Annotated in this window: 23 protein-coding genes; 13 read left to right on the forward strand and 10 right to left on the reverse strand. The window is 53.3% G+C overall.

What is annotated here, in order from left to right:
- Nucleotides 1–81: 81 nt before the first annotated feature.
- From cyoE to VIJ98_RS04740, 7 genes are all read right to left on the reverse strand, one after another.
- Entirely contained in the window at nucleotides 82–969 is an 888-nt protein-coding gene (gene cyoE, locus VIJ98_RS04710; protein ID WP_008103945.1) for a heme o synthase, read from the reverse strand.
- An 11-nt stretch (nucleotides 970–980) separates the two neighbouring features.
- On the reverse strand, nucleotides 981–1,310 hold the full coding sequence (locus VIJ98_RS04715; RefSeq protein ID WP_007886986.1) for a cytochrome o ubiquinol oxidase subunit IV: 330 nt from the start codon (nucleotides 1,308–1,310) through the stop codon (nucleotides 981–983).
- Complete coding sequence (locus VIJ98_RS04720; RefSeq protein ID WP_007886985.1) at nucleotides 1,310–1,924, reverse strand: cytochrome o ubiquinol oxidase subunit III; 615 nt, start codon at nucleotides 1,922–1,924, stop codon at nucleotides 1,310–1,312. Before VIJ98_RS04720 ends, VIJ98_RS04715 begins: the two co-directional genes overlap by 1 nt.
- The gene (cyoB, locus tag VIJ98_RS04725; protein ID WP_008103943.1) at nucleotides 1,924–3,906 is read right to left on the reverse strand and encodes a cytochrome o ubiquinol oxidase subunit I; all 1,983 of its coding nucleotides are present in this window, start codon (nucleotides 3,904–3,906) and stop codon (nucleotides 1,924–1,926) included. Before cyoB ends, VIJ98_RS04720 begins: the two co-directional genes overlap by 1 nt.
- A gap of 4 nt (nucleotides 3,907–3,910) precedes the next feature.
- Nucleotides 3,911–4,837 (reverse strand): cytochrome o ubiquinol oxidase subunit II, encoded by a 927-nt coding sequence (cyoA, locus tag VIJ98_RS04730; RefSeq protein WP_008103941.1) that lies wholly within the window; start codon nucleotides 4,835–4,837, stop codon nucleotides 3,911–3,913.
- Between the two features lie 435 nt (nucleotides 4,838–5,272).
- Entirely contained in the window at nucleotides 5,273–6,760 is a 1,488-nt protein-coding gene (gene ampG, locus VIJ98_RS04735) for a muropeptide MFS transporter AmpG (RefSeq protein WP_154153604.1), read from the reverse strand.
- Between the two features lie 54 nt (nucleotides 6,761–6,814).
- Nucleotides 6,815–7,393: a lipoprotein gene (locus tag VIJ98_RS04740; protein WP_007886975.1), complete on the reverse strand. Its 579-nt coding sequence runs from the start codon at nucleotides 7,391–7,393 to the stop codon at nucleotides 6,815–6,817.
- A gap of 267 nt (nucleotides 7,394–7,660) precedes the next feature.
- On the opposite strand from VIJ98_RS04740, the gene bolA reads away from it, so the two are divergent.
- The 9 genes from bolA to VIJ98_RS04785 all read left to right on the forward strand — a co-directional run bounded on the left by bolA (nucleotide 7,661) and on the right by VIJ98_RS04785 (nucleotide 18,050).
- Complete coding sequence (gene bolA, locus VIJ98_RS04745) at nucleotides 7,661–7,975, forward strand: transcriptional regulator BolA (RefSeq protein ID WP_008103937.1); 315 nt, start codon at nucleotides 7,661–7,663, stop codon at nucleotides 7,973–7,975.
- Between the two features lie 302 nt (nucleotides 7,976–8,277).
- Nucleotides 8,278–9,582, forward strand: a complete 1,305-nt coding sequence (tig, locus tag VIJ98_RS04750) for a trigger factor (RefSeq protein WP_008103935.1) — start codon at nucleotides 8,278–8,280, stop codon at nucleotides 9,580–9,582.
- Nucleotides 9,583–9,917: 335 nt separating this feature from the next.
- Complete coding sequence (clpP, locus tag VIJ98_RS04755) at nucleotides 9,918–10,541, forward strand: ATP-dependent Clp endopeptidase proteolytic subunit ClpP (protein ID WP_008103933.1); 624 nt, start codon at nucleotides 9,918–9,920, stop codon at nucleotides 10,539–10,541.
- A gap of 129 nt (nucleotides 10,542–10,670) precedes the next feature.
- Nucleotides 10,671–11,942, forward strand: a complete 1,272-nt coding sequence (gene clpX, locus VIJ98_RS04760; protein ID WP_008103932.1) for an ATP-dependent protease ATP-binding subunit ClpX — start codon at nucleotides 10,671–10,673, stop codon at nucleotides 11,940–11,942.
- Between the two features lie 188 nt (nucleotides 11,943–12,130).
- The gene (gene lon, locus VIJ98_RS04765; protein ID WP_008103930.1) at nucleotides 12,131–14,485 is read left to right on the forward strand and encodes an endopeptidase La; all 2,355 of its coding nucleotides are present in this window, start codon (nucleotides 12,131–12,133) and stop codon (nucleotides 14,483–14,485) included.
- 213 nt (nucleotides 14,486–14,698) lie between these two features.
- Nucleotides 14,699–14,971: a nucleoid-associated protein HU-beta gene (gene hupB / locus VIJ98_RS04770; RefSeq protein ID WP_036648244.1), complete on the forward strand. Its 273-nt coding sequence runs from the start codon at nucleotides 14,699–14,701 to the stop codon at nucleotides 14,969–14,971.
- A gap of 237 nt (nucleotides 14,972–15,208) precedes the next feature.
- Entirely contained in the window at nucleotides 15,209–17,077 is a 1,869-nt protein-coding gene (ppiD, locus tag VIJ98_RS04775; RefSeq protein WP_154191760.1) for a peptidylprolyl isomerase, read from the forward strand.
- 140 nt (nucleotides 17,078–17,217) lie between these two features.
- A complete protein-coding gene (locus VIJ98_RS04780; protein WP_008103924.1) occupies nucleotides 17,218–17,541 on the forward strand; it encodes a ComEA family DNA-binding protein in 324 nt (107 codons plus the stop codon).
- 101 nt (nucleotides 17,542–17,642) lie between these two features.
- Nucleotides 17,643–18,050 (forward strand): thioesterase family protein, encoded by a 408-nt coding sequence (locus VIJ98_RS04785; RefSeq protein ID WP_061717455.1) that lies wholly within the window; start codon nucleotides 17,643–17,645, stop codon nucleotides 18,048–18,050.
- Between the two features lie 37 nt (nucleotides 18,051–18,087).
- Here the strand turns inward: VIJ98_RS04785 and queC are convergent, their stop codons facing one another.
- Both queC and VIJ98_RS04795 read right to left on the reverse strand, forming a co-directional pair.
- Nucleotides 18,088–18,783: a 7-cyano-7-deazaguanine synthase QueC gene (queC, locus tag VIJ98_RS04790; RefSeq protein WP_154153596.1), complete on the reverse strand. Its 696-nt coding sequence runs from the start codon at nucleotides 18,781–18,783 to the stop codon at nucleotides 18,088–18,090.
- A gap of 26 nt (nucleotides 18,784–18,809) precedes the next feature.
- Nucleotides 18,810–20,525, reverse strand: coding sequence for an SgrR family transcriptional regulator (locus tag VIJ98_RS04795; protein WP_323272500.1), 1,716 nt, complete (start codon nucleotides 20,523–20,525; stop codon nucleotides 18,810–18,812).
- A 93-nt stretch (nucleotides 20,526–20,618) separates the two neighbouring features.
- On the opposite strand from VIJ98_RS04795, the gene cof reads away from it, so the two are divergent.
- Entirely contained in the window at nucleotides 20,619–21,440 is an 822-nt protein-coding gene (gene cof, locus VIJ98_RS04800) for an HMP-PP phosphatase (protein WP_323272502.1), read from the forward strand.
- A gap of 34 nt (nucleotides 21,441–21,474) precedes the next feature.
- On the opposite strand, the gene VIJ98_RS04805 is transcribed toward cof, so the two are convergent.
- A complete protein-coding gene (locus tag VIJ98_RS04805) occupies nucleotides 21,475–22,509 on the reverse strand; it encodes a PLP-dependent cysteine synthase family protein (protein WP_061723602.1) in 1,035 nt (344 codons plus the stop codon).
- A gap of 115 nt (nucleotides 22,510–22,624) precedes the next feature.
- Between VIJ98_RS04805 and VIJ98_RS04810 the strand changes: the two genes are divergently transcribed.
- The 3 genes from VIJ98_RS04810 to VIJ98_RS04820 are packed head-to-tail and all read left to right on the forward strand — an operon-like array spanning nucleotide 22,625 to nucleotide 26,647.
- The gene (locus VIJ98_RS04810) at nucleotides 22,625–23,086 is read left to right on the forward strand and encodes an Lrp/AsnC family transcriptional regulator (RefSeq protein ID WP_008103913.1); all 462 of its coding nucleotides are present in this window, start codon (nucleotides 22,625–22,627) and stop codon (nucleotides 23,084–23,086) included.
- Nucleotides 23,087–23,109: 23 nt separating this feature from the next.
- Nucleotides 23,110–24,879 (forward strand): SmdA family multidrug ABC transporter permease/ATP-binding protein, encoded by a 1,770-nt coding sequence (locus VIJ98_RS04815; protein ID WP_008103911.1) that lies wholly within the window; start codon nucleotides 23,110–23,112, stop codon nucleotides 24,877–24,879.
- Nucleotides 24,872–26,647: a SmdB family multidrug efflux ABC transporter permease/ATP-binding protein gene (locus VIJ98_RS04820; RefSeq protein WP_323272507.1), complete on the forward strand. Its 1,776-nt coding sequence runs from the start codon at nucleotides 24,872–24,874 to the stop codon at nucleotides 26,645–26,647. The genes VIJ98_RS04815 and VIJ98_RS04820 overlap by 8 nt, the downstream gene beginning before the upstream one ends.
- The last annotated feature ends 247 nt before the right edge of the window (nucleotides 26,648–26,894 follow it).

The raw sequence follows: 26,894 nt of genomic DNA on the forward strand, positions 1-26,894 counted from the left end.
GGTAAAACATTTGTTCTTAAGCAGTGGTAACAAAAAGAAAGGGCGCGAAATTCGCGCCCTTTCTGGTTTTGCGGAGCTGAATTACCAGACGTAAGTCAGCAAATCTTTCGACGCTGGCGTCATGAAATCAACCGACATCATCACGCTCAAGGCGGTGATAGCAACAATCGAGAACACAAACAGTTTACGCGCCCAAACTTTGTCGTTTGAGGTTTTGTAACCAGAAAGTGCCATGCCGAGCCACCACACGCTAACGGCCGCAGCCACCACCAGATATTTGTAGCCCGCGTAACCGCCAAGGGTCAGCATCAGCGTGGCAATCATGAACGCCAGGATATACAGCGTAATATGATTTTTCGCCACTGAGATGCCTTTTACCACCGGCAGAACCGGAATGTTGGCAGCCTGGTAATCTTTAAAGCGGAAGATGGCAATCGCATAGGAGTGCGGCATCTGCCACAGGCTAAAGATAGCCAGTAAAATCAACGCGCCAGCATCAAACTGGTTGGTCACTGCGCAGTAGCCAATCACCGGCGGCGCAGCGCCAGATAGACTACCAATCAGCGTGCCGTAGACAGAGTTACGCTTCATATAGAGGCTGTAAACGCCTACATAAACCACGAAGCCCATCACCGCCAGCCACATGGCCAGCGGGTTAGCGCCGAAATACAGCAACGCAAAGCCAGCAATACCCAATGCGGTTGCATAAACCAGGCTTACTTTCGCCGAGATCAGGCCTTTGACCAGAACACGGTTCCGCGTTCTCTCCATTTTGATGTCGATATCGCGGTCAATCACGTTGTTGAAAACACAACCTGATGCGACAACCAGCGATACGCCAACCAGCGAGGCGAGAAACAGGGTGTAATCAATGCTGCCTTTCGAAGCCAGCAGGAATCCACCGATCACAGAAATTAAATTGCCGAAAATAATTCCTGGTTTTGTTACTTGCAGGTATTGCTTAATCATTACGCGACTCTTTAGTGGGCCATCATGTTGTAGTTGAGGTTCCACATAATCCACAGTGAGCCTACAACAACAATCAAGATAATGAGTGCTGAGAAGACGATGGCCACCATGTTCCAGCCACCTTCTGATTTGCTGTCTAAGTGCAGGAAGTAGACGAGGTGAACCAGCACCTGAACTACCGCACACACCAGAACCACACCCAGAATAGTGCCGTGTGAAGCGCCGCCATCCATTACCATCCAGAACGGAATACCGGTCAGGATGATAGAGAGGACGAAGCCGATCATGTAAGACTTCACGCTACCGTGCGAAGCGCCATGTTCGTTAACAGAATGACTCATTACATGGCTCCCATCAGGTAGACAACGGTGAATACGCAGATCCAAACCACATCCAGGAAGTGCCAGAACAAGCTGAGGCACATGATACGGGTGCGGTTGGTTGCAGTCAGACCACGTTTAGAAATCTGGAACATCATCACTGCCATCCAGATCAGGCCAGAGGTCACGTGCAAACCGTGCGTGCCGACCAGCGTGAAGAACGCTGACAGGAAGCCGCTGCGATCAGGACCGAAGCCTTCTTTGATCAGGTGATGGAATTCATAGATTTCCATGCCGATAAAGCCAGCACCGAACAGGAAGGTCAACGCTAACCAGCTGATGACCGAGCCCTTGTTCTGGTTGTTCATCGCAATCACTGCCATACCATAGGTAATGGAGCTGAGCAGCAGCAGCGCGGTTTCGACCAGGACGAACGGCAGTTCGAAGATGTCTTTACCTGCCGGGCCACCGGCAGTGTTATTGACCATTACTGCATAGGTCGCAAACAGGGTTGCGAAGATAATGCAGTCACTCATCAGGTAGATCCAGAAGCCAAAGACTTTATTGGCTCCTGCATCGTGATGCCCATGCTCCGCATGGGCGTCGTGGTGGTGTTTTGCAGTTTCAGTTGACATTATTTCAGACCTGCTTTGCTGATTTCGTCAAAGTGCTTCTTCTCGATCTGCTCGACTTCGGCAACCGGTACGTAGTAATCCACGTCTTCATCGAAGCTCTTCACAATCCAGGTCACGATAGTGCCCAGGAAGGTAAGGCCAGCCAGCCACCAAATGTGCCAGATCATAGCGAAACCGAAGACAGTCATCAGGGCCGCGATAACAATGGCTGCGCCGCTGTTTTTCGGCATATGAATTTCTTCATATTTTTCTGGCTGCTTGTACGCTTCGCCTTTCTCTTTCATTTCCCAGAACGCATCGCGCTCGTGGATATGAGGGATAACAGCAAAGTTGTAGAACGGCGGCGGTGAAGAGGTTGCCCACTCCAGCGTACGTCCACCCCACGGGTCACCGGTCAGGTCACGGTTCTGGTCGCGGTCACGCACAGAAACGTAGAACTGGGTAATCTGGCACAGGATACCGCAAGCGATCAGCGCCGCACCGCCTGCTGCAACGACCAGCAGTGAGTGGAACTGAGGATCGATGTCCTGGCTGATACGACGCGTCATACCCATGAAGCCCAGCGCATACAGCGGCATGAATGCCACGAAGAAGCCGATGATCCAGAACCAGAACGCGCGGATGCCCCATTTTTCATTCAGCGTGAAGCCGAATGCTTTCGGGAACCAGTAGGTCACGCCAGCCATACAACCGAACACCACACCACCGATAATCACGTTATGGAAGTGCGCGATCAGGAACAGGCTGTTGTGCAGAATGAAGTCCGCACCCGGAACCGCCAGCAGAACACCTGTCATACCACCAATCGAGAAGGTAACCAGGAAGCCGATGGTCCACAGCATTGCTGAGTGGAACTCAACGCGACCCTGATACATGGTGAACAGCCAGTTGAAGATTTTCACGCCGGTAGGGATAGCGATGATCATCGTCATGATACCGAAGAAGGCGTTTACGTTCGCGCCCGCACCCATGGTGAAGAAGTGGTGCAGCCAAACGATGAACGACAAGACGGTAATCGCGATGGTCGCCCACACCAGAGAGGTGTAACCGAACAGACGCTTTTTAGAGAAGGTAGCAGTGACTTCAGCGAAGACACCAAACACCGGCAGAACCAGGATGTACACTTCCGGGTGACCCCAGACCCAAATCAGGTTGACGTACATCATCATGTTACCGCCCATTTCATTGGTGAAGAAATGGAAGCCAAGGTAACGGTCAAGCGTCAACAGTGCCAGCGTAACGGTCAGTACCGGGAACGCAGCGATGATCAGGACGTTAGTACACAGTGATGCCCAGGTGAATACCGGCATTTTGAACAGGTCCATGCCCGGCGCACGCATCTTCAGAATGGTAACGAAGAAGTTGATACCGGTCAGTGTCGTACCGATACCGGACAGCTGGAGACTCCAGATCCAGTAATCGACCCCGACGCCAGGACTGTACTCCGCACCCGAAAGCGGCGGATAAGCCAACCAGCCGGTCTGTGCGAACTCGCCCACACCCAGAGAGATGTTCACCAGGATCACACCGATCGCGGTAAACCAGAAGCTCAGGTTGTTCAGGAACGGGAAGGCAACGTCACGTGCACCGATTTGCAGCGGTACCGCGATGTTCATCAGACCTACCACGAATGGCATCGCCACGAAGAAGATCATGATCACGCCGTGAGCGGTGAAGATCTGGTCGTAGTGGTGCGGCGGTAGTATGCCGGCTTCCCCAGCGGAAGCCATCACTTGTTGGGTACGCATCATTACCGCATCGGCAAAGCCGCGCAGCAACATGACGAAAGCCATGATGATGTACATGATACCCAGTTTTTTGTGGTCGATGGAGGTGAACCATTCTGACCACAGGTACTGCCACTTACCAAAATAGGTAATCGCAGCAACCAGTGCCAGACCACCTAAGATGATAGCGGCGACCGTAACCACGATAATGGGTTCGTGGTATGGCACTGCATCCAGTGTTAATTTTCCGAACATCGTATTATTCCTCGGCTCCCGCGGAAGCGGCGTGACTCATGTCCATGCCTTTATGCTCTGGCATGTCCATCTTCCCGTGGCTCATCTTGAACTTATCAATAACTTGCTTGAACAGTTCTGGATTCGTCGTAGAGAAATATTCCACCGGGTGATTTTCGCTTGGCGTAGCCAGTTTCTCGAAATCATCCATGGTGTTCAGCGCGTTAGGTGCCGCTTTAACTTTGGCAACCCACTGCTGGAATTCCGCATCGTCTTTAGTTGCAATGGCTTTGAACTTCATGCCAGAGAAACCACGACCACTGAAGTTCGCAGAGATACCGTCAAATGTTCCTGGCTCGTTGGCGATCAGATGCAGTTTGGTCTGCATACCGGCCATCGCGTAGATCTGGCTGCCGAGAGTAGGAATAAAGAAGGAGTTCATCACGGAGTTGGAGGTGATCTTGAAGTTCACCGGAGTGTTTGCCGGGAAGGCAATCTGGTTAACGGTTGCAATACCCTGTTCCGGGTAAATGAACAGCCATTTCCAGTCCAGTGCCACTACGTCGATCTCAACCGGTTTAACGTCAGAAACCAGCGGTTTGCTCGGCTCCAGCGCGTGGGTTGATTTCCAGGTCAAAACGCCGAGGAAGATAATGATCAGGATCGGAATGGTCCAGACCACGGCTTCCACTTTGTTCGAGTGTGACCAGTTAGGGCTATAAGTTGCGTTAGTATTGGTTGCCCGATATTTCCAGGCAAAGAATACTGCCATGAAGACTGCCGGGATAACGACGATCATCATCAAGCCGAAAGCTGTCAGAATCAACGAACGTTGCTCCAGTGCAATCTGTCCTTTGGGATTTAACAACGCACTATCGCAGCCACTGAGTAATACAGCGCCTGCAATTAATGACAAAATCCCCAAACTTTTATTGTATTTACTGAGTCTCATTTAACGACCTCAATGACAAAGGGCTCTATTGTCGTTTAAGTGTGCGCGCATTTTACGGGAAGGTTTATGCAGTGTAAACCAGCTTAAGGATGTGTCAGAAGGCTGTTGACACCTTTTGCTAAGGGTGTCACAGATGTTACGCAGGGTGACAAATTATTAACTGCGACAAGCAGTTGGCATCAATATAACAAAAACCAATGGTAGAAACCGCAGAAAAATCAGGGAAAGTATAAACCGTACTCTTAATACTCATTTATTTAACATTTCTGCATCATTTCAGCGATGTCTTTTATACAAAGTAATTGCGCACCGGATTTAAATATTCGCCAGCAGTTGTTAATTTAATGTTTCTAATTCGCTTTAAAAAAAATGCTATTGGTAAAATCGGCGACTGATATTTTTTAGCCGATTATTTCGTCACGAAAATTGGCTTACTTAACCCAGATTTTCCCGCGCCGCTTTTTTTAATGCCAAACTATCCAAAATAACCCCGAGTGCGACAGCCAACAGCGCAAATGCCATTCCGGCTTCAAACATTGGCGTGAGCAGCGTATTGAGCTGCACAACTCCGCTGGCATTGAGTGCTAATGCGAGCAGCCATAAGGCCAGCAAGCCGCAGCCAATGCTAAACAGACGCACCGTCCAGCGGTAACCTTGCGGCCACAAGCTGCGCATCACAAACTCCCCGCTTTGCTGCATGCTGTGCAAGGTGCCGCGACACAGCCACAACAGCAGCAATCCCGGTGCGCCAGCAAACACGGTGAAAGCATAGAAGGTCGGCCAGCCCCACAGTTCAACCAGCCAACCGGCAGCGGGACCGACGTAAACGCGACCCACGGCGGAGAGGGCAGAGAGCAGCGCGAACTGCGTTGCAGAGAAGGACTTGTTGCACAGCGTCATTAACAATGCGACAAAGGCCGCAGTGCCCATGCCACCGCACAGGTTTTCAATAAACACCGCGCTCGCCATGCTCCACAAGTGCGGTGGCGTCACCGCCAGCAACCAGTAAGCAAAGTTCGACACCGCTTGCAGCACGCCGAAAATCATCAGGGCGCGGAACAAACTCAGGCGCTGCATCAGCACACCGCCGTACAGCGCGCCGATGATGGTGGCCAGCAGGCCAAGCGTTTTGTTCACCAGGCCGACATCGCCAGCACTAAAACCGACGCCGCGAATCAGGAACGTGGTGGTGAGCGAGGCGGCAAACGCATCGCCAAGCTTATAAAGGATAATCAGCGTGATCAGCAGCCAGGCGTTATTACGCTGGAAAAAGTCTTTAAGCGGGAATGTCACGGCCTGGCGAAGCGAATGCGGTTCGCGCGCCGGCATCTCCGGCTCTTTCGCCAGTAAGGTGGCGATCAGGCCCGGCACCATCAGCAGCGCCATCAGCCAGTAAGTGGCTTGCCAGCCAAGATAGCGATCCGCTAACCACAGCGCCAGCCCACCCGAAATCAACATCGCCAGACGATAACCCAGCACGGTGATCGCCGCGCCGCTGCCGCGCTCTTCCGGCGGCAGCACATCGGTTTTCCAGGCATCAAACACGATATCCTGCGAGGCCGAACAGAAGGCAACCAGCACCGCCAGCGCAGCCAGCAGCGTTAAGTCACGCGAAGGCTGCATAAAGCCCATGGCGATAATGCCGCCAATCAGCGCCAGCTGCGTGACCAGCAGCCAGCCGCGACGGCGACCGAGAAACGGTGGCGTATAGCGATCCATCATCGGCGACCACAGGAACTTAAACACGTAAGCCTGGCCGACAAGGGAGAAGAAACCGATGGTTTTCAGGTCAACATTCTCTACCGTCATCCACGCCTGTAACGTCCCGGCGGTTAACGCCAGCGGTAAGCCTGAGGCAAAACCCAGCAGCAGCAGTACCGCCGCATTACGTTGGGTAAAAATACGCAGATAGTGAGATGTCATAGCCAACCTGAAATGAAGCCCGGCGAAACGTCGCCGGGCAAATTACTGCGGAAATTAGCGGGCGTTCTGCTTGATGAAGTTGTGAACGCTGGTGTCCTGCGCCATATCAGCAATCACGTCACTCAGCGTTGAGTTAACCGCGTTGGTGATCTTCGCGTTGGTGGCGGTAAACGCGCCTTCTACGCTGTAAGTCTGGCGATAGTTTTTCACCTGCTTGTTACCGTTTTTAGCGGTGGCGATGATGGAGATATCCGCCTTGGTGGTAATGCTGTAGCGCACGTTGCCTTGTGTCACATCCGCATACAGGCCATTCACCACGATCTGCAGATCAACGGCACCGCTTGGACCAATCATGTAGCCGCGCGACGTCATCTGCTTCTCTAACACTTCCTGCAGCAGGAAGCGCAGATCGCGGGATGGTGTCAGTGTGATCAACTGACCATCACGGTTCACTTTGGCCAGCGCCTGATCGGAACGTTGATCGGCACCGTTAACGCTGATGGTGACGCCCATCAGGCTTGGATCTTGCTGCGGCAGTTGAATCTTCGGTTGAATATCCAACGTGGTGTTGTTGCTGGCACAGCCGGCCAAAATAAAAGCAGCCAGCAGAGGGAATAACAGTTTTTTCAACATACTCATTCTCGTTAGCATATGGGTTGGTTTGCAAAACTGCGGCCATCATAGCATTGCGCAGCGGTGAAAAAAGCCCCGGGCCAATGGAAATTGATTGTAAAGGCTTTTTTCGGACAGGATGAAATGCCAGCCGGTTGACCTGCAAGATAAGCAGGTTACTATGCGCAGCGCTGGCGGATTTATTTACGGCCAAGCTGCGGAAGCGGTAAAAAACCTACTAATATTTAAACAGATGGGCACAGCGCTCGCCGGAAAGGAGTGTTAATCATGATTCGCGAACAAATAGAAGAAAAGTTGCGTAACGCTTTCGAGCCTGCACATCTTGAAGTGCATGATGAAAGCTACCGTCATAACGTGCCCGCCGGTTCTGAAAGTCACTTTAAAGTGGTGATTGTCAGCGATCGATTTACCGGTCAGCGCTTTCTACAACGTCATCGCGCTATTTATGGCGAACTGGCAACCGAATTAGCGGGCAGCGTACACGCGCTGGCACTGCATACTTACACGCAAAAAGAGTGGGATGGATTGCAGGATACGGTTTTGGCTTCACCGAATTGTCGCGGTGCTGGCACGCTTGCCTGAATTCCCCTCTACCTCATCCTCAAAAACGGCCTGCGGGCCGTTTTCTTTTCATTTATTACACTCAAACGCGATCTACGGCGCAAAAAAGTAGCAAAACCGCTAAAAAGTGGTGAGTTTGCAGCCTCGACTCATTCCAGCGATGCCGCTATAATGCTGCGTCTATTTTTCCGGAATGTCTTCGGGACGCTTCTGGTGACAGGGATTAGGTTCTGCCTGCAGAGGCCGTCCCGGTTGTTGGATACGGCGCATTTTATGTGTGGTGTCTGAAGTTGACCGAGCACGTGATTTTTTGAGGTAACAAGATGACAGTTTCAGTAGAAACCACTCAGGGTCTGGGCCGTCGCATTTCGATTACTGTTGCAGCTGACAGCATCGAAAGCGCAGTGAAGAAAGAACTGGTGGAAGTGGCTAAGAAAGTCCGTATCGACGGTTTCCGTAAAGGCAAAGTGCCGGCACACATCATTTCTCAGCGCTACGGTGCTTCTGTTCGCCAGGACGTGCTGGGCGAGCTGATGACGCGCAACTTCGTTGACGCCATCATCAAAGAGAAAATCAATCCGGCTGGCGCACCAAACTATGTGCCGGGCGAATATAAAGAAGGCGAAGACTTCACCTACGCGGTTGAGTTCGAAGTGTATCCAGAAGTTGAGCTGAAAGGCCTGGACGCAATCGAAGTCGAGAAGCCAGTAGTAGAAGTGACTGACGCTGACGTTGATACCATGCTGGAAACCCTGCAGAAGCAGCAGGCGACCTGGAAAGAGAGCGATGCAGCTGCGACAGCTGAAGATCGCGCGACCATCGACTTCAGCGGTTCTGTTGACGGCGAAGAGTTTGAAGGCGGCAAAGCCTCTGACTTCGTGCTGGCAATGGGCCAGGGTCGTATGATCCCAGGCTTCGAAGAGGGCGTTGTTGGCCATAAAGCCGGCGAAACCTTCACTATCGACGTGAAATTCCCAGACGATTACCACGCAGAAAACCTGAAAGGGAAAGATGCGAAGTTCGAAATCGTGCTGAAGAAAGTTGAAACCCGCGAACTGCCAGAGCTGACTGAAGAGTTCATCAAGCGCTTTGGCGTGGAAGATGGTTCAGTTGCCGGTCTGCGTGCAGAAGTGCGTAAGAACATGGATCGCGAGCTGAAAGGTGCTATCCGTAACCGCGTGAAGACTCAGGCAATCGACGGTCTGGTTAACGCCAACGACATCGACGTTCCGGTTGCGCTGATCGACAGCGAAATCGACGTTCTGCGTCGTCAGGCTGCACAGCGTTTTGGTGGCAACGAGAAGCAAGCGCTGGAACTGCCACGTGAACTGTTCGAAGAGCAGGCTAAACGTCGCGTAGTTGTGGGTCTGCTGTTGGGCGAAGTGATTCGCATCAACGAACTTCAGGCCGACGAAGATCGCGTTAAGACGCTGATCGAAGAGATGGCTTCTGCGTACGAAGATCCGCAGGAAGTGATCGAGTTCTACAGCAAGAACAGCGAGCTCATGAACAACATGCGCAACGTGGCTCTGGAAGAGCAAGCGGTTGAAGCGGTACTGGCGAAAGCGAAAGTGACCGATAAAGCCACTAACTTCCAGGAACTGATGAACCAGACCTCTGCGGCCTGATTCATTCGTTAACCGTTAGTGCTAAGCCCGTGACTGAAAAGTCGCGGGCTTTTTCGTTTCTGGCGTTAAGTACACTGATTTGTCCTCTATTTGCTTAATTAATCGGCAAATTATTCGCTAAGCTCTTTTTCCGTGTTAGCGAATGGGCAAAAGGTTGTTATGCTTGAAACAACTGGGCAGCATCCCCAGATACAGGGAGAATGCATGAAAACAGTGAGACTGACTGATTAACCGGGTTGTTATTTCGGTTTGAGACCGTGGCACGTAGTGTTTGCGCCTCGGCTTACGTAAAATCGGTACAGAATGTTGCCAATGAAATTTATCAGGAGACGGTAATGTCATACAGTGGCGATCGTGAATTTACTGCACCGCACATGGCGCTGGTGCCAATGGTGGTCGAACAAACCTCGCGCGGCGAGCGTTCTTACGACATCTACTCTCGCCTGCTCAAAGAGCGTGTGATCTTCCTGACCGGTCAGGTTGAAGATCATATGGCTAACCTGATCGTGGCGCAGATGCTGTTTCTGGAAGCTGAGAATCCTGAAAAAGACATTTACCTCTACATTAACTCGCCAGGCGGCGTGATTACTGCTGGGATGTCGATTTATGACACAATGAAGTTTATCAAGCCCGATGTCAGCACCATCTGTATGGGTCAGGCTTGTTCAATGGGTGCGTTCCTGCTGACCGCAGGCACCAAAGGCAAACGCTTCTGCCTGCCTAATTCACGTGTGATGATTCATCAGCCGTTGGGCGGCTATCAGGGCCAGGCGACGGATATCGAAATCCATGCGCGCGAAATTCTGAAAGTGAAGCAGCGCATGAATGAGTTGATGGCTGAGCACACCGGCAAATCGCTGGAAGAGATTGAACGCGACACCGAGCGCGATCGTTTCCTCTCTGCGAGCGAAGCGGTTGAGTACGGTTTGGTTGACTCAATCCTGACGCATCGCCAATAAGACACATCTGTCTGCCCCTTACGCTATAGTTAACGGGAAGCAGGCAGATGGGTTGAATGCATATCGGCCGTTGATGTACGGCCAGCGCCGTACAACAAATTTGGTCTGAGAAAGAAAAGAGGTTAGCTGATGACAGATAAGCGCAAAGACGGTTCAGGTAAGTTGCTGTACTGCTCTTTCTGCGGCAAAAGCCAGCATGAAGTCCGTAAGCTAATTGCCGGGCCGTCAGTGTACATTTGCGATGAGTGCGTTGATCTTTGCAACGACATCATTCGTGAAGAGATTAAGGAAGTTGCGCCGCATCGCGAGCGTAGCTCACTGCCGACGCCGCATGAAATCCGCCATCACCTTGATGATTATGTTATTGGTCAGGAAAGGGCGAAGAAAGTGTTGGCAGTAGCGGTATATAACCACTACAAACGCTTGCGTAATGGCGATACCAGCAACGGCATTGAACTGGGCAAAAGTAACATTTTGCTGATCGGTCCAACCGGTAGCGGTAAAACACTGTTGGCAGAAACGCTGGCGCGCTTGCTGGATGTGCCATTCACCATGGCGGATGCCACCACGCTGACCGAAGCGGGTTACGTGGGTGAAGACGTTGAAAACATCATCCAGAAGCTGCTGCAGAAATGTGATTACGACGTGCAGAAAGCGCAACGCGGCATTGTCTACATCGATGAAATCGACAAGATTTCTCGTAAGTCTGACAACCCGTCGATCACTCGTGACGTCTCGGGCGAAGGCGTACAGCAAGCGCTGTTGAAATTAATTGAAGGCACCGTGGCTGCCGTACCGCCGCAGGGCGGACGCAAACATCCACAGCAGGAGTTCTTGCAGGTTGATACCTCCAAGATTCTGTTCATCTGTGGTGGCGCATTCGCCGGTCTCGATAAGGTGATTTCCCAGCGTGTTGAAACCGGATCCGGCATCGGCTTCGGCGCAACCGTGAAGGGCAAATCCCAGAAGGCGAGCGAAGGCGAATTGCTGTCGCAGGTTGAGCCAGAAGATTTGATCAAGTTTGGTCTGATTCCTGAGTTCATTGGTCGTCTGCCGGTTGTGGCAACGCTGAGCGAACTGAGTGAAGAAGCGCTGATTCAGATCCTGCGTGAGCCGAAGAACGCGCTGACCAAACAGTATCAGGCGCTGTTCAATCTGGAAGGTGTAGAACTGGAATTCCGCGACGAAGCCTTAACGGCGATCGCTAAAAAAGCGATGTCACGTAAAACCGGTGCGCGTGGTCTGCGTTCTATCGTTGAAGGTGCGTTACTTGAAACCATGTACGACCTGCCTTCAATGGATGACGTTGAAAAAGTAGTGATTGATGAATCAGTGATTGAAGGTCAATCCGAACCGATGTTGATTTATGGAAAGCATGAAGCCCAGGCTTCTGGTGAATAAATAAACAATCGCACCACGTTGTTATCTTAAAAAAGGGGAAAAATCTTTCCCCTTTTGTTTTTCTCTCGCCAGTGACATTGAATGTCGTACAAGCATCCCCATATACTCAATATCCTGTGGGTTTAACTGCAAAACCTCTATTGCGCGGTACCCATCACCTGGCGGACATTAAACTAAGAGAGAGCTCTATGAATCCTGAGCGTTCTGAACGCATTGAAATCCCCGTGTTGCCGTTGCGCGACGTGGTGGTTTATCCGCACATGGTAATTCCGTTGTTTGTTGGTCGGGAAAAATCGATTCGGTGCCTCGAAGCCGCGATGGATCATGATAAAAAGATCATGCTGGTTGCACAGAAAGAGGCTTCAACGGATGAACCTGGCATTAACGATCTCTTCTCAGTAGGGACCGTCGCTTCTGTATTGCAGATGCTGAAACTTCCAGACGGCACGGTAAAAGTGCTGGTTGAAGGTTTACAACGCGCACACATCACCACGCTGGCTGATAATGGCGATCATTTCGTTGCCCAGGCCGAATACCTTGTCTCGCCAGAAATTGAAGAGCGCGAGCAGGAAGTGCTGGTACGCACGGCCATCAACCAGTTTGAAGGCTACATCAAGCTCAATAAAAAAATCCCACCTGAGGTCTTAACCTCCCTCAACAGCATCGACGATGCGGCCCGCCTGGCCGATACCGTCGCAGCGCATATGCCGCTGAAACTGGCTGATAAACAGTCCGTGCTGGAGATGTCCGACGTCAACGAACGTCTGGAATATCTGATGGCGATGATGGAATCTGAAATCGATCTGCTGCAGGTTGAGAAGCGTATTCGCAACCGCGTTAAAAAGCAGATGGAGAAAAGCCAGCGTGAGTACTATCTGAATGAGCAAATGAAAGCCATTCAGAAAGAGCTGGGCGAAATGGATGACGCGCCGGATGAGTATGAGGCGCTGAAACGTAAGATTGAAGCGGCCAAAATGCCGACCGAAGCGCGTGAAAAAGCCGAAGCTGAGCTGCAGAAGCTGAAGATGATGTCGCCGATGTCTGCAGAAGCGACCGTGGTGCGTGGCTACATCGACTGGATGGTTCAGGTTCCGTGGGTGGCGCGCAGCAAGGTGAAAAAAGACCTGCGTAAAGCGCAGGAAACGCTGGATATCGACCATTACGGTCTGGAACGCGTCAAAGACCGCATCCTTGAGTATCTTGCGGTGCAGAGTCGCGTGAGCAAAATCAAAGGCCCAATTCTTTGCCTCGTTGGACCGCCAGGCGTGGGTAAAACCTCGCTGGGTCAGTCGATTGCTAAGGCCACCGGACGTAAATACGTGCGTATGGCGCTGGGTGGCGTGCGTGATGAAGCGGAAATTCGCGGACATCGTCGTACCTACATCGGTTCTATGCCAGGCAAGCTGATCCAGAAAATGGCGAAAGTGGGCGTCAAAAACCCGCTGTTCCTGCTGGATGAGATCGACAAAATGTCTTCTGACATGCGTGGCGATCCGGCTTCAGCGCTGCTTGAGGTGCTGGATCCAGAGCAGAACATCGCGTTTAACGATCACTATCTGGAAGTGGATTACGATCTCTCTGACGTTATGTTTGTGGCGACTTCAAACTCCATGAACATCCCGGCGCCGTTGCTTGACCGTATGGAAGTGATTCGTCTCTCCGGTTACACCGAAGATGAAAAGCTGAACATCGCGAAGCAACATTTGCTGCCGAAGCAGATTGAACGTAATGCACTGAAAGAGAAAGAGATCACCGTCGATGACAGCGCGATTGTTGGCATCATCCGCTACTACACCCGTGAAGCGGGCGTGCGTAGTTTGGAACGCGAACTCTCCAAGCTGTGCCGTAAAGCAGTTAAAACGCTGCTGATGGATAAATCGAAAAAGCACATCGTGATCAATGGCGATAACCTCAAGGATTTCCTTGGCGTGCAGCGCTTTGATTATGGTCGCGCAGAGAGCGAAAGCCGTGTTGGTCAGGTGACCGGTCTGGCGTGGACGGAAGTGGGCGGCGATCTGCTGACTATCGAAACCGCCTGCGTGCCAGGTAAAGGCAAGCTGACGTATACCGGTTCGCTGGGCGAAGTTATGCAGGAATCGATTCAGGCGGCGCTGACTGTGGTGCGCGCGCGTGCAGAGAAACTGGGCATCAACGGGGATTTCTACGAAAAACGCGACATCCACGTGCACGTACCCGAAGGTGCGACGCCGAAAGATGGTCCGAGCGCTGGTATCGCTATGTGTACCGCGCTGGTGTCATGCTTAACCGGTAACCCGGTGCGTTCTGATGTGGCGATGACCGGTGAAATCACCCTGCGTGGCTTGGTTCTGCCGATTGGTGGCCTGAAAGAGAAGTTGCTCGCGGCACACCGTGGCGGCATCAAAACCGTGCTGATCCCGGACGAAAACAAGCGCGATCTGGAAGATATTCCACAGAACGTGATTGCCGATCTGGAGATTCATCCGGTGAAGCGTATTGAAGAAGTGCTCAACCTGGCACTGGAAAATGCGCCTTACGGCATGCAGGTTGCGACCGCAAAATAGTGATTAGCGGCATAAACCGTTAAAAAGCGAAGCTGGCAGGCAAAATGGTGCTTGCCAGCTTTTTTTTGTGCCGCTAACTTAGTGGGCTGCTGGATCAACGATTAAGATGAATACCGTTGTTTCAGCTCCACAGGCTTGATATAACTGGCTGCGCGTTCGCACCGGGCGGGAAGCGCGGGTGCGATGTGAATAATAAAAGAGGGGATGAAGAGAGTGAATAAGTCACAGTTGATCGACAAAATTGCTGCAGATGCTGACATTTCTAAAGCAGCAGCGGGACGTGTTTTAGATGCATTCATGGACTCCGTTACCGAAGCTCTGAAAGGCGGTGATGAAGTGGCACTGGTTGGTTTCGGTACTTTCTCTGTACGTGAGCGTGCAGCTCGCACCGGCCGTAACCCACAAACGGGTAAAGAGCTCACCATTCCGGCTGGTAAAGTTCCGGGCTTCCGTGCAGGTAAAGCACTGAAAGATTCCGTCAATTAATGACCGCTGATACATCCATTGAAGCATTTTCTTCCGTGGATTGAGGACGCAAAAGCCGTTCTCATGTAACATACGGGCACATCATTTTTGATGTGCCTTTTTTATTCTTGATGCGCGGCGATAGCCTTTGGTTGTTGTCTCCGCATGGTTGCCAACTGCCAGCCTGAACAGCAGTTGCACGATGATGACATCGTGTTAGAGCTTTACATTCACACTACAGCGGAGTGTTGTCATACCATGATGGACAATTTACGCGCGGCGTCGAATCATGTCGTGCTCAAGATTATTCTGGGATTGATCATCCTGTCTTTCGTACTCACCGGGGTGGGCAACTACCTGATCGGCGGCGGCGGTGATTATGCTGCCAAAGTTAACGGCCACGAGATCAGCCGTGCAGAGCTGGAGCAGGGTTTTAACAACGAGCGCAATCGTCAGCAGCAGATGCTGGGTGATCAGTTCTCGCAGTTAGCCAGCAACGAAGGCTACATGCAGCAGATGCGTCAGCAGGCGCTGTCGCAGCTGATTGATCAGGCGTTACTTGATCAGTACATCAAAGATCTGCACATCGGCATCAGCGATGATCAGGTAAAACAGGCGATCTTCAATCAGAAAGCTTTCCAGACCAACGGTAAATTCGACAACGCCAAATACAGCGGCCTGATCACCAGCATGGGCTTCACGGCTGATCAGTATGCCGAAGCGCTGCGCAAGCAGCTGGCGACGCAGCAGCTGATCAACGCGATTGCTAACACTGATTTTATGCTGAAAGGCGAAACCAGCAAGCTGGTGGATCTGGTGTCACAGCAGCGTGAAGTGCGTCAGGCGGTGATTGATGTCAACGCGCTGGCGGCTAAACAGACGGTCAGCGACGACGAAGTCAGCCAGTATTACCAGCAGCATCAGAATAGCTTCATGGCGCCTGAGCAGTTCCGTGTGAGCTACATCAAAATGGATGCCGCAAGCATGCAGGAAACGGCCAGTGAAGCGGACATTCAGAGCTGGTACGATCAACATAAAGCGGATTATTCACAGCCGCAGCGTAATCGCTACAGCGTGATCCAGACCAAGACGGAAGCCGATGCTAACGCCGTGGTTGATGCGCTTAAGAAAGGCGAAGATTTCGCCGCGCTGGCGAAAAGCAAATCTATCGACCCAATCTCAGCCCGCAAAGGTGGCGATATGGGTTGGCTGGAGCCGAGCACCACGCCAGACGAGCTGAAAAACGCCAATCTGACGCAGAAAGGCCAGCTTTCCGGTGCCATCAAATCATCGGTTGGCTACCTCGTGGTGCGCCTGGATGACATCCAGCCGGAGCAGGTTAAACCGCTGGCCGATGTTCATGACATCGTTGCCGATAAAGTGAAGCAAGAGAAAGCGGTTGATGCCTTCTACAAAATTCAGCAGAAAGTAAGCGAAGCAGCCAGCAACGATAACGAATCGTTGGCCGGCGCGGCGCAGGCTTCCGGCCTGAAAGTGGTAGAAACCAATTGGATCACACGCGACAACCTGCCAGATGAGTTGAACTTCGATCAGGTTAAACAGGCGATCTTCAACGGTGGTTTAGTGGGCCAGAATGGTGCGCCGGGTAACAACTCCGACATCATCTCTGTGGATGGCGATCGTGCCTTTGTACTGCGTATCAGCGAGCACAAACCGGAAGCGGTGAAACCGTTGGATCAGGTGAAAGCGCAGATCGTTGACTCGCTGAAGCATGATAAAGCAACGCAGCAGGCAAAAGCGCAGGCAGACAAACTGCTGGCCGATTTGAAAGCCGGTAAAGCAGATGCACTGAAGGCTGCAGGCTTAACGCTCAGCGCCAGCAAATCGTTTGATCGCAATGCGCAGGATCCGGTGGCTCAGTCGGCCTTCAATCTGCCACAACCTGCCGACAATAAACCGTCGTGGGGCGTGAGCGAAGATATGCAGGGCAATGTGGTACTGATCGCGCTGGATAAAGTTAGCGCGGGCAACATGCCGCAGGCGCAGATCGATGAGATGGTGAAAGGCGTAACGCAAAATAACGCGCAAATCGCCTTTGAAGCGCTGCTGGAAAACCTGCGTAAAGAGGCGAAGATTAAGTACGGCGCCGCCGCACAAAACCAGTAAGCCTCACAAAAAAAGTTAAACCACTGCAATACCCGAAAGGCCGCTTATGCGGCCTTTTCCATTTCTGAGATTGTCCTTTTGAGCGTTGAATTGAGCTGTGACACCCTGCTGTTGCTGTCAAACACAAGGAGAAACACAGCATGGTGAAATCAACGTTTCAAGCCCTATGCATTACGCTGGCGCTGGGCGGCGCAGTTTATACCACCGGACTGGCGGCTGCCGAAAGTCCCAGTGAAACGCAGGCGACGCAAGTCTCCACGCCAAACGAAGGACAGGTCAGCATCAATTCAGCCACAGCCGAACAGCTCGCAGCCGGTATGAACGGCATCGGACTGAAGAAAGCGCAGGCCATTGTCAGTTATCGAGAACAATACGGCCCGTTTACCGCCATTGAACAACTCAAGGAGGTGCCGGGTATCGGTAGCGCACTGATTGAGCGCAACAGCGCTCGGCTTAAACTGTGAAGCGTCTCGCGACTTTGAAGGATTGAAAAAGCACGGATTCAGGCTGTGCTATGCTCAACAGGTCTTACCAGTTGTCATTCTCAGCCTGAACAGGAGCAATAATGCAAACCACAATTAAAGTGCGCGGTTATCATCTGGATGTTTATCAGCACGTGAATAACGCGCGCTATCTGGAGTTTCTGGAAGAGGCGCGCTGGCAGTGGCTGGAGGATGTCGATGCGTTTCATTGGCTGATGGAGCAGCAGCTGGCGTTTGTGGTGGTGAATATCAACATCAACTATCGTCGTCCGGCGGTATTGGGCGACGTACTGAACATTGAAAGTGAAGTGTCACAGCTCGGCGGTAAAAGCGGTGTAATTGCCCAGCGTGTCTTGCTGGCGAGCGATAATTCGGTGGTAGCCGATGCCGCACTGACCTTTGTCTGTATCGATTTACGCACGCAAAAAGCGGTGCCGTTGGAAGGGGAGTTACACCAGCGTCTGGCGTCGTTGATGGTCGAAAATGAATAACTGGCGCCGATGACGCCAGTTTACCCTGCGGTCTGAATCAGTTGAGGCCGCTTTTCTCTTTCATCGCTGCCATCACCGCCGACGCGTTCGCCTGATAATCTGCCAGGCCACGGGCGCGTAAATGGCAAGCCGCGCATTCGCCGCAGCCATCACCTTTTACGCCGTTATAGCAGGTAAGCGTTTCAGCGCGTACCAGCGGCAGTTGCTGCCAGTAATCGGCCAGCGCCCAGGTTTCTGCTTTGTTCAGCCACATCAGCGGCGTTTCAAAGCGAATATTGCGCGCCATGCCGAGGCTTACAGCGTTATTCAGTGCTTTAACAAACTCATCGCGGCAATCCGGATAGCCGGAGAAATCGGTTTCGCATACGCCGGTGATCACCGCTTCAGCTTCGACCTGATAGGCATAAATGGATGCCAGCGTCAGGAACAGAATGTTGCGGCCCGGCACAAAGGTGCTCGGCAAACCGCTGGCATTCGGATCGTAGGTTGGCACGGGAATGTTGTCGCGCGTCAGGCTGCTGACGGCTAACTCGTTGAGCAGCGTAACGTCGAGCACTTTGTGCGCCCGTGCGCCCAGCTTGTGCGACAGCTCAGCCGCAACTTCGATTTCTTCGCGATGGCGCTGGCCGTAATCAAAAGTAACGCAATGTACTTCATCATAGTGTTGCAGCGCCTGAATTAAACAGGTGGTGGAGTCTTGTCCGCCACTGAATACCACAACGGCTCGTTTCATTTTTTCTTCCTCTAAAATCTGTGCGCTTATGGTACTGGCTCGAAAGAAGGCTGAACAGCGCTAGCTGTGGTTGGTGGCGGAATCCAGGCGCGAGTGAAATCAAACCAGCCCAGGCTATTTAGCTGGATGCCCTCCACGCCGGGCGGGGCAAAAACCTGATAGCGATAGTTAAACAGCGGCAGTAAATGGCCGTCGCACATCAGCTGCTGAAACAGTTGCTGAGTTAATTCACTCCGCTGCAACGCATCAGATTGTTGGGCAATAGCGCTCAGCGGCATTTGTAGTACCTTTTCGCGCAGCGGCTGCCAGACCGGATCGTTCTCCAGCCAGTTCACCAGCGTAAACAGCGGCGCATCACCAATCAGTCGATCGCCCATCACCACATCGGCCTCACTGAGGTCGATATCGTCGCGCCAGCTTTTTACGTCATGGAAGATGCAGGTGAGGGCGCAGCCATGTTGTGCCAGCAGTGGAATCAACGCCTGCGCCATCACATGCAGTTCGACCGGCAAGTGGTAATGCAGCGTTAACGTCGGCGGCAGTGAAATTCTCGCTCTTTCTGCGCGCGGTACCGGCCAGCCAGGCAGCAGTTCGTGGCTCGGTGTAATCAAACCCTCATCCAGTGGCAATTGTTGAATCACGCCGCTGCGCTGAATCAGGGCAATCAATGATTGGGCCTGTTCGGCACTGAAGTGCCCCGAGATGCGTGGCGCCAGATAGCAGAATCCCAGGCTGATACTGCGATCAACCGGCCGCAGCGAACCGAGTTCGTCAGGATCGCCAATGGCGATTTGTACCGGATGGCTGCAACTGGTGCCGAGATCACGATCAAATAGCTGCGGCGTGATCCAGTATTCCATCCGCTGGATCAGCGGGCGCTGTAGATGCCAGCGCGCATGGCTCTCCAGCCGCACCATTTCAGCGGTGAAATGCGTGAGTTTCCACGGCCCGCTGCCAACATCGGCGAATTCAGGATGAGGTAACAGACAGAATTGGTGCGCCAGCCGCTGCGGCAGCCAGTAGTCGCTTTCACGCAATTGAATGTGTATCGCCAGCGGATGCGGCGCTTCAATGCGTTCAATCGCCGCCAGCAGCCGCGAGCCGCGCGGCGATTGCATGATCTGCTGCAGCTGCTCAACTAACTGCGCCGCCTGCACCGGTTCATCGTTATGCCAGCTGAGCTGCGGGCGCAGCCAGAAATACCAGTCACGGCCGCTGGCATCGTGCTGCCAATGGTGAGCGATATCGCCTTCAACATCGTTATCGCGAAAGCGCGTTAGCCCGGAGAAAACCTGACGCGCCAGATGTTGCTCGGCGCGTCCGGTCAGCTGTAGTGGACGCAGTGGCTCCATCGCGCGGTAATAAGGAATGCGCAGCACCGGCGATTGATTCTGCCACTGACCGCCCATCAGCGGCCGCAACATTTTCACTAATCGCTCGGGATGCAGATCCAGCACCTGCAATGCCTGTACCGCCTCGCCGGCATCAAGTTGCTGCGTTAATAGTTGCTGGCGCAGCTGCTCCGGCGACAGCAGGAAAGTCAGCTCGCCCTGTTTGCCACGTCCGGATTCTCCGCGCCAGTTCAGCCAGCCGGCATCCTGCCACTGCCGCAGCAGCGTTCGCACATGGCGCTCGCTGCAAAAACAGTGTTGCGCCATCGCAGCGACGCTGAGGCGTTGTGTTTCGCCGTGGCTGAGCTGCCACAGGCGCTGGAATTGATTAACCCGATGAAGTTCGCGCATGGCTAAACCCGGAACAGTTTTTTAAAAGTATTCACTATTAGTTCCGTAATTACCAGGCGATAGTAACTGCCTCACTCAGACAGGAGAATTCGCATGGCTCGCCTCGCGGCATTTGATATGGATGGCACGCTGTTACTGCCTTCGCATCGGTTAGGAAATGAAACGCTGACAAGCCTGCATGCGTTGCATCAGCGCGGCGTTACGTTGGCGTTTGCCACCGGGCGTCATCTTATGGATATGCAGCGAGTACGCGAACAAATCACCTTGCCTGCCTGGCTGATTACCGGCAACGGCACGCGCATTCACGATCTGGAAGGCAATCAGCTTTATGGCTGCGATTTATCGCCATCAGTGGCGGAAGAGGTGATTCATACCCATTGGCAAACGCCAGCGTCGATTCATATTTTCAATGATGAAGGTTGGTTTACCGATAAACCGCTGCTCGGTGCGCTGGAAGCGCATGCGATGAGTGGCTTCCAGTATCAGCTGCGTGATTTGCGTCAGATGTCGGCGCATGAAGTCACCAAAATCTGTTTTATTGCGCCGCATGAAATGTTGCAGGCGCTAAGAAGTGAATTGCAGGCCGCGTTGGCCGAGCGGGCAAATATTTGTTTCTCAGCCTGGGATTGCCTGGAAGTGTTGCCGGTTGATTGCCATAAAGGCGCGGCGTTGGGACGTTTGTGCCAGCATCTTTCGCTGTCGCTGGCGGATTGTATGGCGTTTGGCGATGCCATGAACGATCGCGAAATGCTTGAGCGCGTTGGCAGCGGTTTCATTATGGGCAACGCCATGAATCAACTGAAAGTGTCGTTGCCCCATTTACCGATTATCGGACATTGCGAGACACAGGCTGTGTCTCACTACCTTAATCACTGGATGACCACACCACACCTCGATTATTCCCCCGAATGCTGAGGCTTACAGTGAACCGGACAGGACGTCCGGTTTTTTATTGCAGCTCTCGCACCCAAGGCGCAATGTCGCCGATATTCTGCTCTACCCACTGCGCATTGTAATAGGTGTCCGGATAGCGCTCACCGCTGTCACACAGCAATGTCACCAAAGATCCTTGCTCGCCGTTTTCCCGCATGCGTTTTGCCACCTGCATCATGCCCCAGAAGTTGGTGCCGGTTGAGGCGCCAGGGCGACGTCCAAGCACCTTTTCCAGCTGCAGCATCGCGGCGATGGTCGCGCCATCTGGCACTTTCATCATCTCGTCAATGACGTCGGGTAAAAACGACGGTTCGACACGCGGACGACCAATGCCTTCAATCAGGCTGCCGCGTTCGCTGCGTAACGTTTTGTCGCGGCTGTGCCAGTAGTCAAAGAACACCGAATGTTGCGGATCGACCACCAGCAGGCGCGTGTCATGGCCCTGGTAGCGGATATAGCGGCCCAGCGTTGCCGAGGTGCCGCCGGTACCGGCGCTCATGATCACCGTATGCGGCACCGGGAACGGTTCGTGTGACATCTGGCGGAAAATGCTTTCGGCAATATTGTTGTTGCCGCGCCAGTCGGTGGCGCGTTCGGCGTAGGTGAACTGGTCCATAAAGTGGCCATTCAGTTCACGCGCTAAACGCTCGGATTCGCTGTACAGCTGGCAGGGATCTGCAACGAAATGACACTCACCACCGTAAAAGCCAATCATCTCGATTTTGCGTTTCGCGGTGCTGGCGGGCATCACGGCGATAAACGGCAAACCGAGCAGGCGCGCGAAGTAAGCTTCCGATACCGCAGTACTGCCGGAAGAGGCTTCAATGATCGGCGTATTTTCGTGGATCCAGCCGTTCGCCAGACCATAGAGAAACAGGGAACGCGCTAGGCGATGTTTTAAGCTGCCGCTGGGATGCGTGCTTTCATCTTTGAGATAGAAGTGAATGCCTGGAAAATCATCCAGCTTAAAGCGGATCAGATGCGTATCCGCAGAGCGCTGAAAATCGGCGTTAATTTCATTGATGGCGTGGCGAACCCAGGGCGTTTGCATGTGGCATTTCCGTAATCATTATTGCGCACAGTGTAAGGCACTGGCAGGAAAAAGAGGTTGCTAAAACCGCGCTATAATGGCGAGATTAGAGAAAAATTTTCTCCCGGAGTGGCAAATGTTAGATAAAACTGACCGCACTTTGCTGGCAATGCTGCAGCAGGATTGCACCTTGTCGCTGCAGACGTTGGCCGATGCGGTGAACCTCACCACCACGCCGTGCTGGAAACGCCTGAAAAAACTGGAAGATGATGGCATTATTCGTGCGCGCGTGGCGCTGGTGGACGGCGAAAAAATCGGTCTGTCACTCACCGCCTTTATGTTTGTCAAAACCCAGCAGCACAGCAGCGAGTGGTTTAAGCAATTTGTCGCCGTGGTGCAGCAAATGCCGGAAGTGATGGCGTTTTATCGCATGGCGGGCGAGTACGATTATTTGCTGCGCATTCAGGTCGCGGACATGAAGAGTTATGACAGCTTTTATAAGCGTCTGGTGAACGGCGTGCCAGGACTGATGGATGTGACCTCCAGTTTTGCCATGGAAGAGATTAAATACACCACCGCCTTGCCGGTAGCGCCCTAGCGGGCACAGAAAGAGACACGCTTGTGCAATTATTCAGCCAGTTAAGTTGGTATTTCCTGCGCGAGTGGCGGCGATATCTGGGCGCCGTCAGCTTGCTGATCGTTATTGCCTTATTGCAATTGCTGCCACCGCACGTGGTTGGCGTGATTGTCGACGGCGTTACCCAGCATAATTTAAGCGCCGGGCAGATCTTTATGTGGATCGGCGTGATGCTGGTGACGGCGGTGATCGTCTATCTGCTGCGCTATGTCTGGCGCGTGCTGCTGTTTGGCGCATCCTACCAATTAGCCGTTGAGCTACGTGAAGATTTCTATCGTCAGCTCAGTCGCCAGCATCCGGCATTTTATCTGCGTCATCGCACCGGCGATCTGATCGCCCGCGCCACCAATGATGTGGATCGCGTAGTGTTTGCCGCCGGTGAAGGCGTGCTGACGCTGGTGGATTCGCTAGTGATGGGATTGGTGGTGCTGATTGTGATGAGCACCCAAATCAGCTGGGAACTGACGTTACTGGCACTGATCCCGATGCCGATTATGGCCTTCGCCATTCAGAAAGATGGCGCACGCCTGCATCAGCGTTTCAAAGTGGCGCAGGCGGCGTTCTCTAGTCTGAACGATCAAACCCAGGAAAGCCTGACCAGCATTCGCATGATCAAAGCTTTTGGCCTCGAAGATCATCAGTCGCAGCAGTTTGCTGGCATCGCTGCCGATACCGGCAAGAAAAATCTGCATGTGGCGCGCGTGGATGCGCGTTTCGATCCGATCATTTATATCGCCGTTGGCTTCTCCAACCTGCTGGCGATTGCCGGTGGCGGCTGGATGGTGTGGAACGGCAGTTTGACACTCGGGCAACTTACCAGCTTTGTGATGTACCTCGGCCTGATGATTTGGCCGATGCTGGCGCTGGCATGGATGATCAATATCGTTGAGCGCGGCAGTGCGGCGTGGAGCCGTATCCGTTCCTTGCTGGCGGAAGCGCCGGCGGTTGAAGATGGAGCGAAAGTGTTGCCACCCGAACCTGGCGTAATGCAGGTTGCCATTCGTGAGTTCCGCTATCCGGCCAGTTCTGGCCCGGTGCTGAGCCATGTTAACTTCCAGCTAAAACCGGGCCAGATGCTCGGCTTATGCGGGCCAACCGGCTGCGGCAAGAGCACGCTGCTGAGCCTGATTCAGCGCCACTTCGACATCGATCAAGGCGATATTCGCTACCACAATACGCCGCTGCCGCAGTTGCGGCTCGATAGCTGGCGCAGCCGGTTGGCGGTGGTCAGCCAAACGCCATTCCTGTTCTCTGACACCATCGCCGCCAATCTGGCGCTGGGCCGCCCCAACGCGACGCAGCAAGAGCTGGAGCGCGTGGCAACCATGGCCTGCGTGCACGATGATATTCTGCGCCTGCCGCAAGGTTATGAGACCGAAGTGGGCGAGCGCGGCGTGATGTTATCGGGCGGACAGAAGCAGCGCATTGCGATTGCACGCGCGCTGCTGCTGAATGCGGAAATCCTGATTCTGGATGATGCGCTGTCGGCGGTTGATGGTCGTACTGAACATGACATCCTGCATAACCTGCGTCAGTGGGGTAAAGGGCGCACCTTGATTATCAGCGCGCATCGTTTGTCGGCGCTCACTGAAGCGAGTGAAATTCTGGTGCTGCAGCAGGGCGCCGTGGCGCAGCGTGGCGATCATGACACTCTGGCCGCTAAAGAGGGCTGGTATCGCGATATGTACCGTTATCAGCAGCTGGAAGCCGCGCTGGATGACGATGAAGTGGCAGAAGGAGCAAGCCGTGGCTAAATCACAACGTTTATGGCCGACGCTAAAACGTCTGCTGGCGTATGGCAAACCGTGGCGTAAATCGCTGTGGCTGGCGGTCGGCATGCTGTGGATTGCTGCTGCGGCCGAAGTGACCGGACCGGTGCTGGTGAGCTACTTCATCGATAATCTGGTGGCGAAACATCAGATGCCGTGGGGCATCGTCGCTGGTCTGCTGGTGGGCTTTATCCTGCTGCAATTGCTGGCTGCCGGTTTGCACTATTTTCAGGCATTGCTGTTTAACCGCGCGGCGATTGGCGTGGTGCAGCAATTGCGCGTAGACGTGATGAACGCGGCGTTGCGCCAGCCGCTCAGCGCCTTCGATACGCAGCCGGTCGGACAAATTATCTCGCGCGTCACCAACGACACCGAAGTGATCAAAGATCTCTACGTCACCGTGGTAGCAACGGTGTTGCGCGCCGCCGCGTTGATTGGCGCGATGCTGGTGGCGATGTTCTCTCTCGACTGGCGTATGGCGCTGGTGGCGATCGTGATTTTCCCGCTGGTGTTGACGGTGATGCTGATTTATCAGCGCTTCAGCACGCCGATTGCGCGCCGCGTGCGCAGCTATCTGGCGGACATCAACAATGGCTTTAATGAAGTGATCAACGGCATGAGCGTGATCCAGCAGTTCCGCCAGCAGGCGCGCTTTGGTGAGCGCATGGGCGAAGCCAGCCGTTCGCACTATCTGGCGCGTATGGAAACGCTGCGGCTGGATGGTTTTTTATTGCGCCCGTTGCTGAGTCTGTTTTCGGCCATGATTTTGTGCGGTTTGCTGATGCTGTTCAGCTTCGCCACGCCAGGCGTGTTTGAAGTGGGCGTGCTTTATGCTTTTATTACCTATCTTGGTCGCCTCAACGAGCCGCTGATTGAACTCACCACGCAGCAGTCGATGCTGCAACAAGCGGTGGTGTCTGGCGAGCGCATCTTTGAACTGATGGATGCGGATCAGCAAGGTTACGGCAACGATATTCAGCCGCTGGCCTCGGGCAGCATCTCGCTGCGGGATGTGAGCTTTGCCTATCGCGATAACCGTGATGTGCTCAGCAATATCAATCTTGAGGTGCCCGCGCGTAATTTTGTTGCGCTGGTGGGACACACCGGCAGCGGTAAAAGTACGCTGGCGAATCTGCTGATGGGCTATTACCCAGTGACGCGCGGCAGCATCGAACTGGATGGTCGCCCGCTGCCGCAGCTGTCGCACGCCGCTTTACGTCAAAGCGTTGCGATGGTGCAACAGGATCCGGTGGTGCTGGCGGATTCGCTGCTGGCCAACGTGCGCTTAGGGCGCGATATCCCGGAAGAGCAAGTGTGGCAGGCGCTGGAGACGGTGCAGTTGGCACCGTTGGCGCGCAGCATGGCGGATGGCATACATACGCGTTTAGGCGAGCAGGGCAATAATCTGTCGGTTGGGCAGAAACAGCTACTGGCGCTGGCGCGCGTGTTGGTGTCATTGCCACAAATCCTGATCCTCGATGAAGCCACGGCCAATATCGATTCCGGTACGGAACAGGCGATTCAGCACGCGTTACGTGCACTACGTCAGCACAGCACGCTGGTGGTGATAGCGCATCGCCTTTCCACCATCACCGAAGCCGATCAGATTTTAGTGCTGCATCGCGGTCAGGTAGTTGAGCGCGGTACGCATGCTGAGCTGCTGGCCGAGCAGGGCCGTTACTGGCAGATGTATCAGTTGCAGCAAGCCGGCGATGAACTCGCGGCGGGCATCCCCGTACAAGCTGAAGGGTGAATTGCACCTTTTTTGCACAGTTTTATCGGAATGTTCTGTATTGATGCACTTCTTTGAGGCTTGAAGCACCAAAGAAGTGCAATATTGCAACACCTTTCCTATTTCTGCTCCCCAATCTGCGCTGTGCTTCACATAACGAAGCGTGATGCAGCGCGCCTATGCTACTGACATTCCCCTTTTTTTATTTATGGCACAGCCTTTGCTTATATCCCTACGTGTCCGCGAAGACTCACTCAATTTCTTATCC

Origin of the sequence: Pantoea sp. S18, assembly GCF_045689705.1 — a bacterium.
GTDB lineage: Bacteria > Pseudomonadota > Gammaproteobacteria > Enterobacterales > Enterobacteriaceae > Pantoea > Pantoea symbiotica.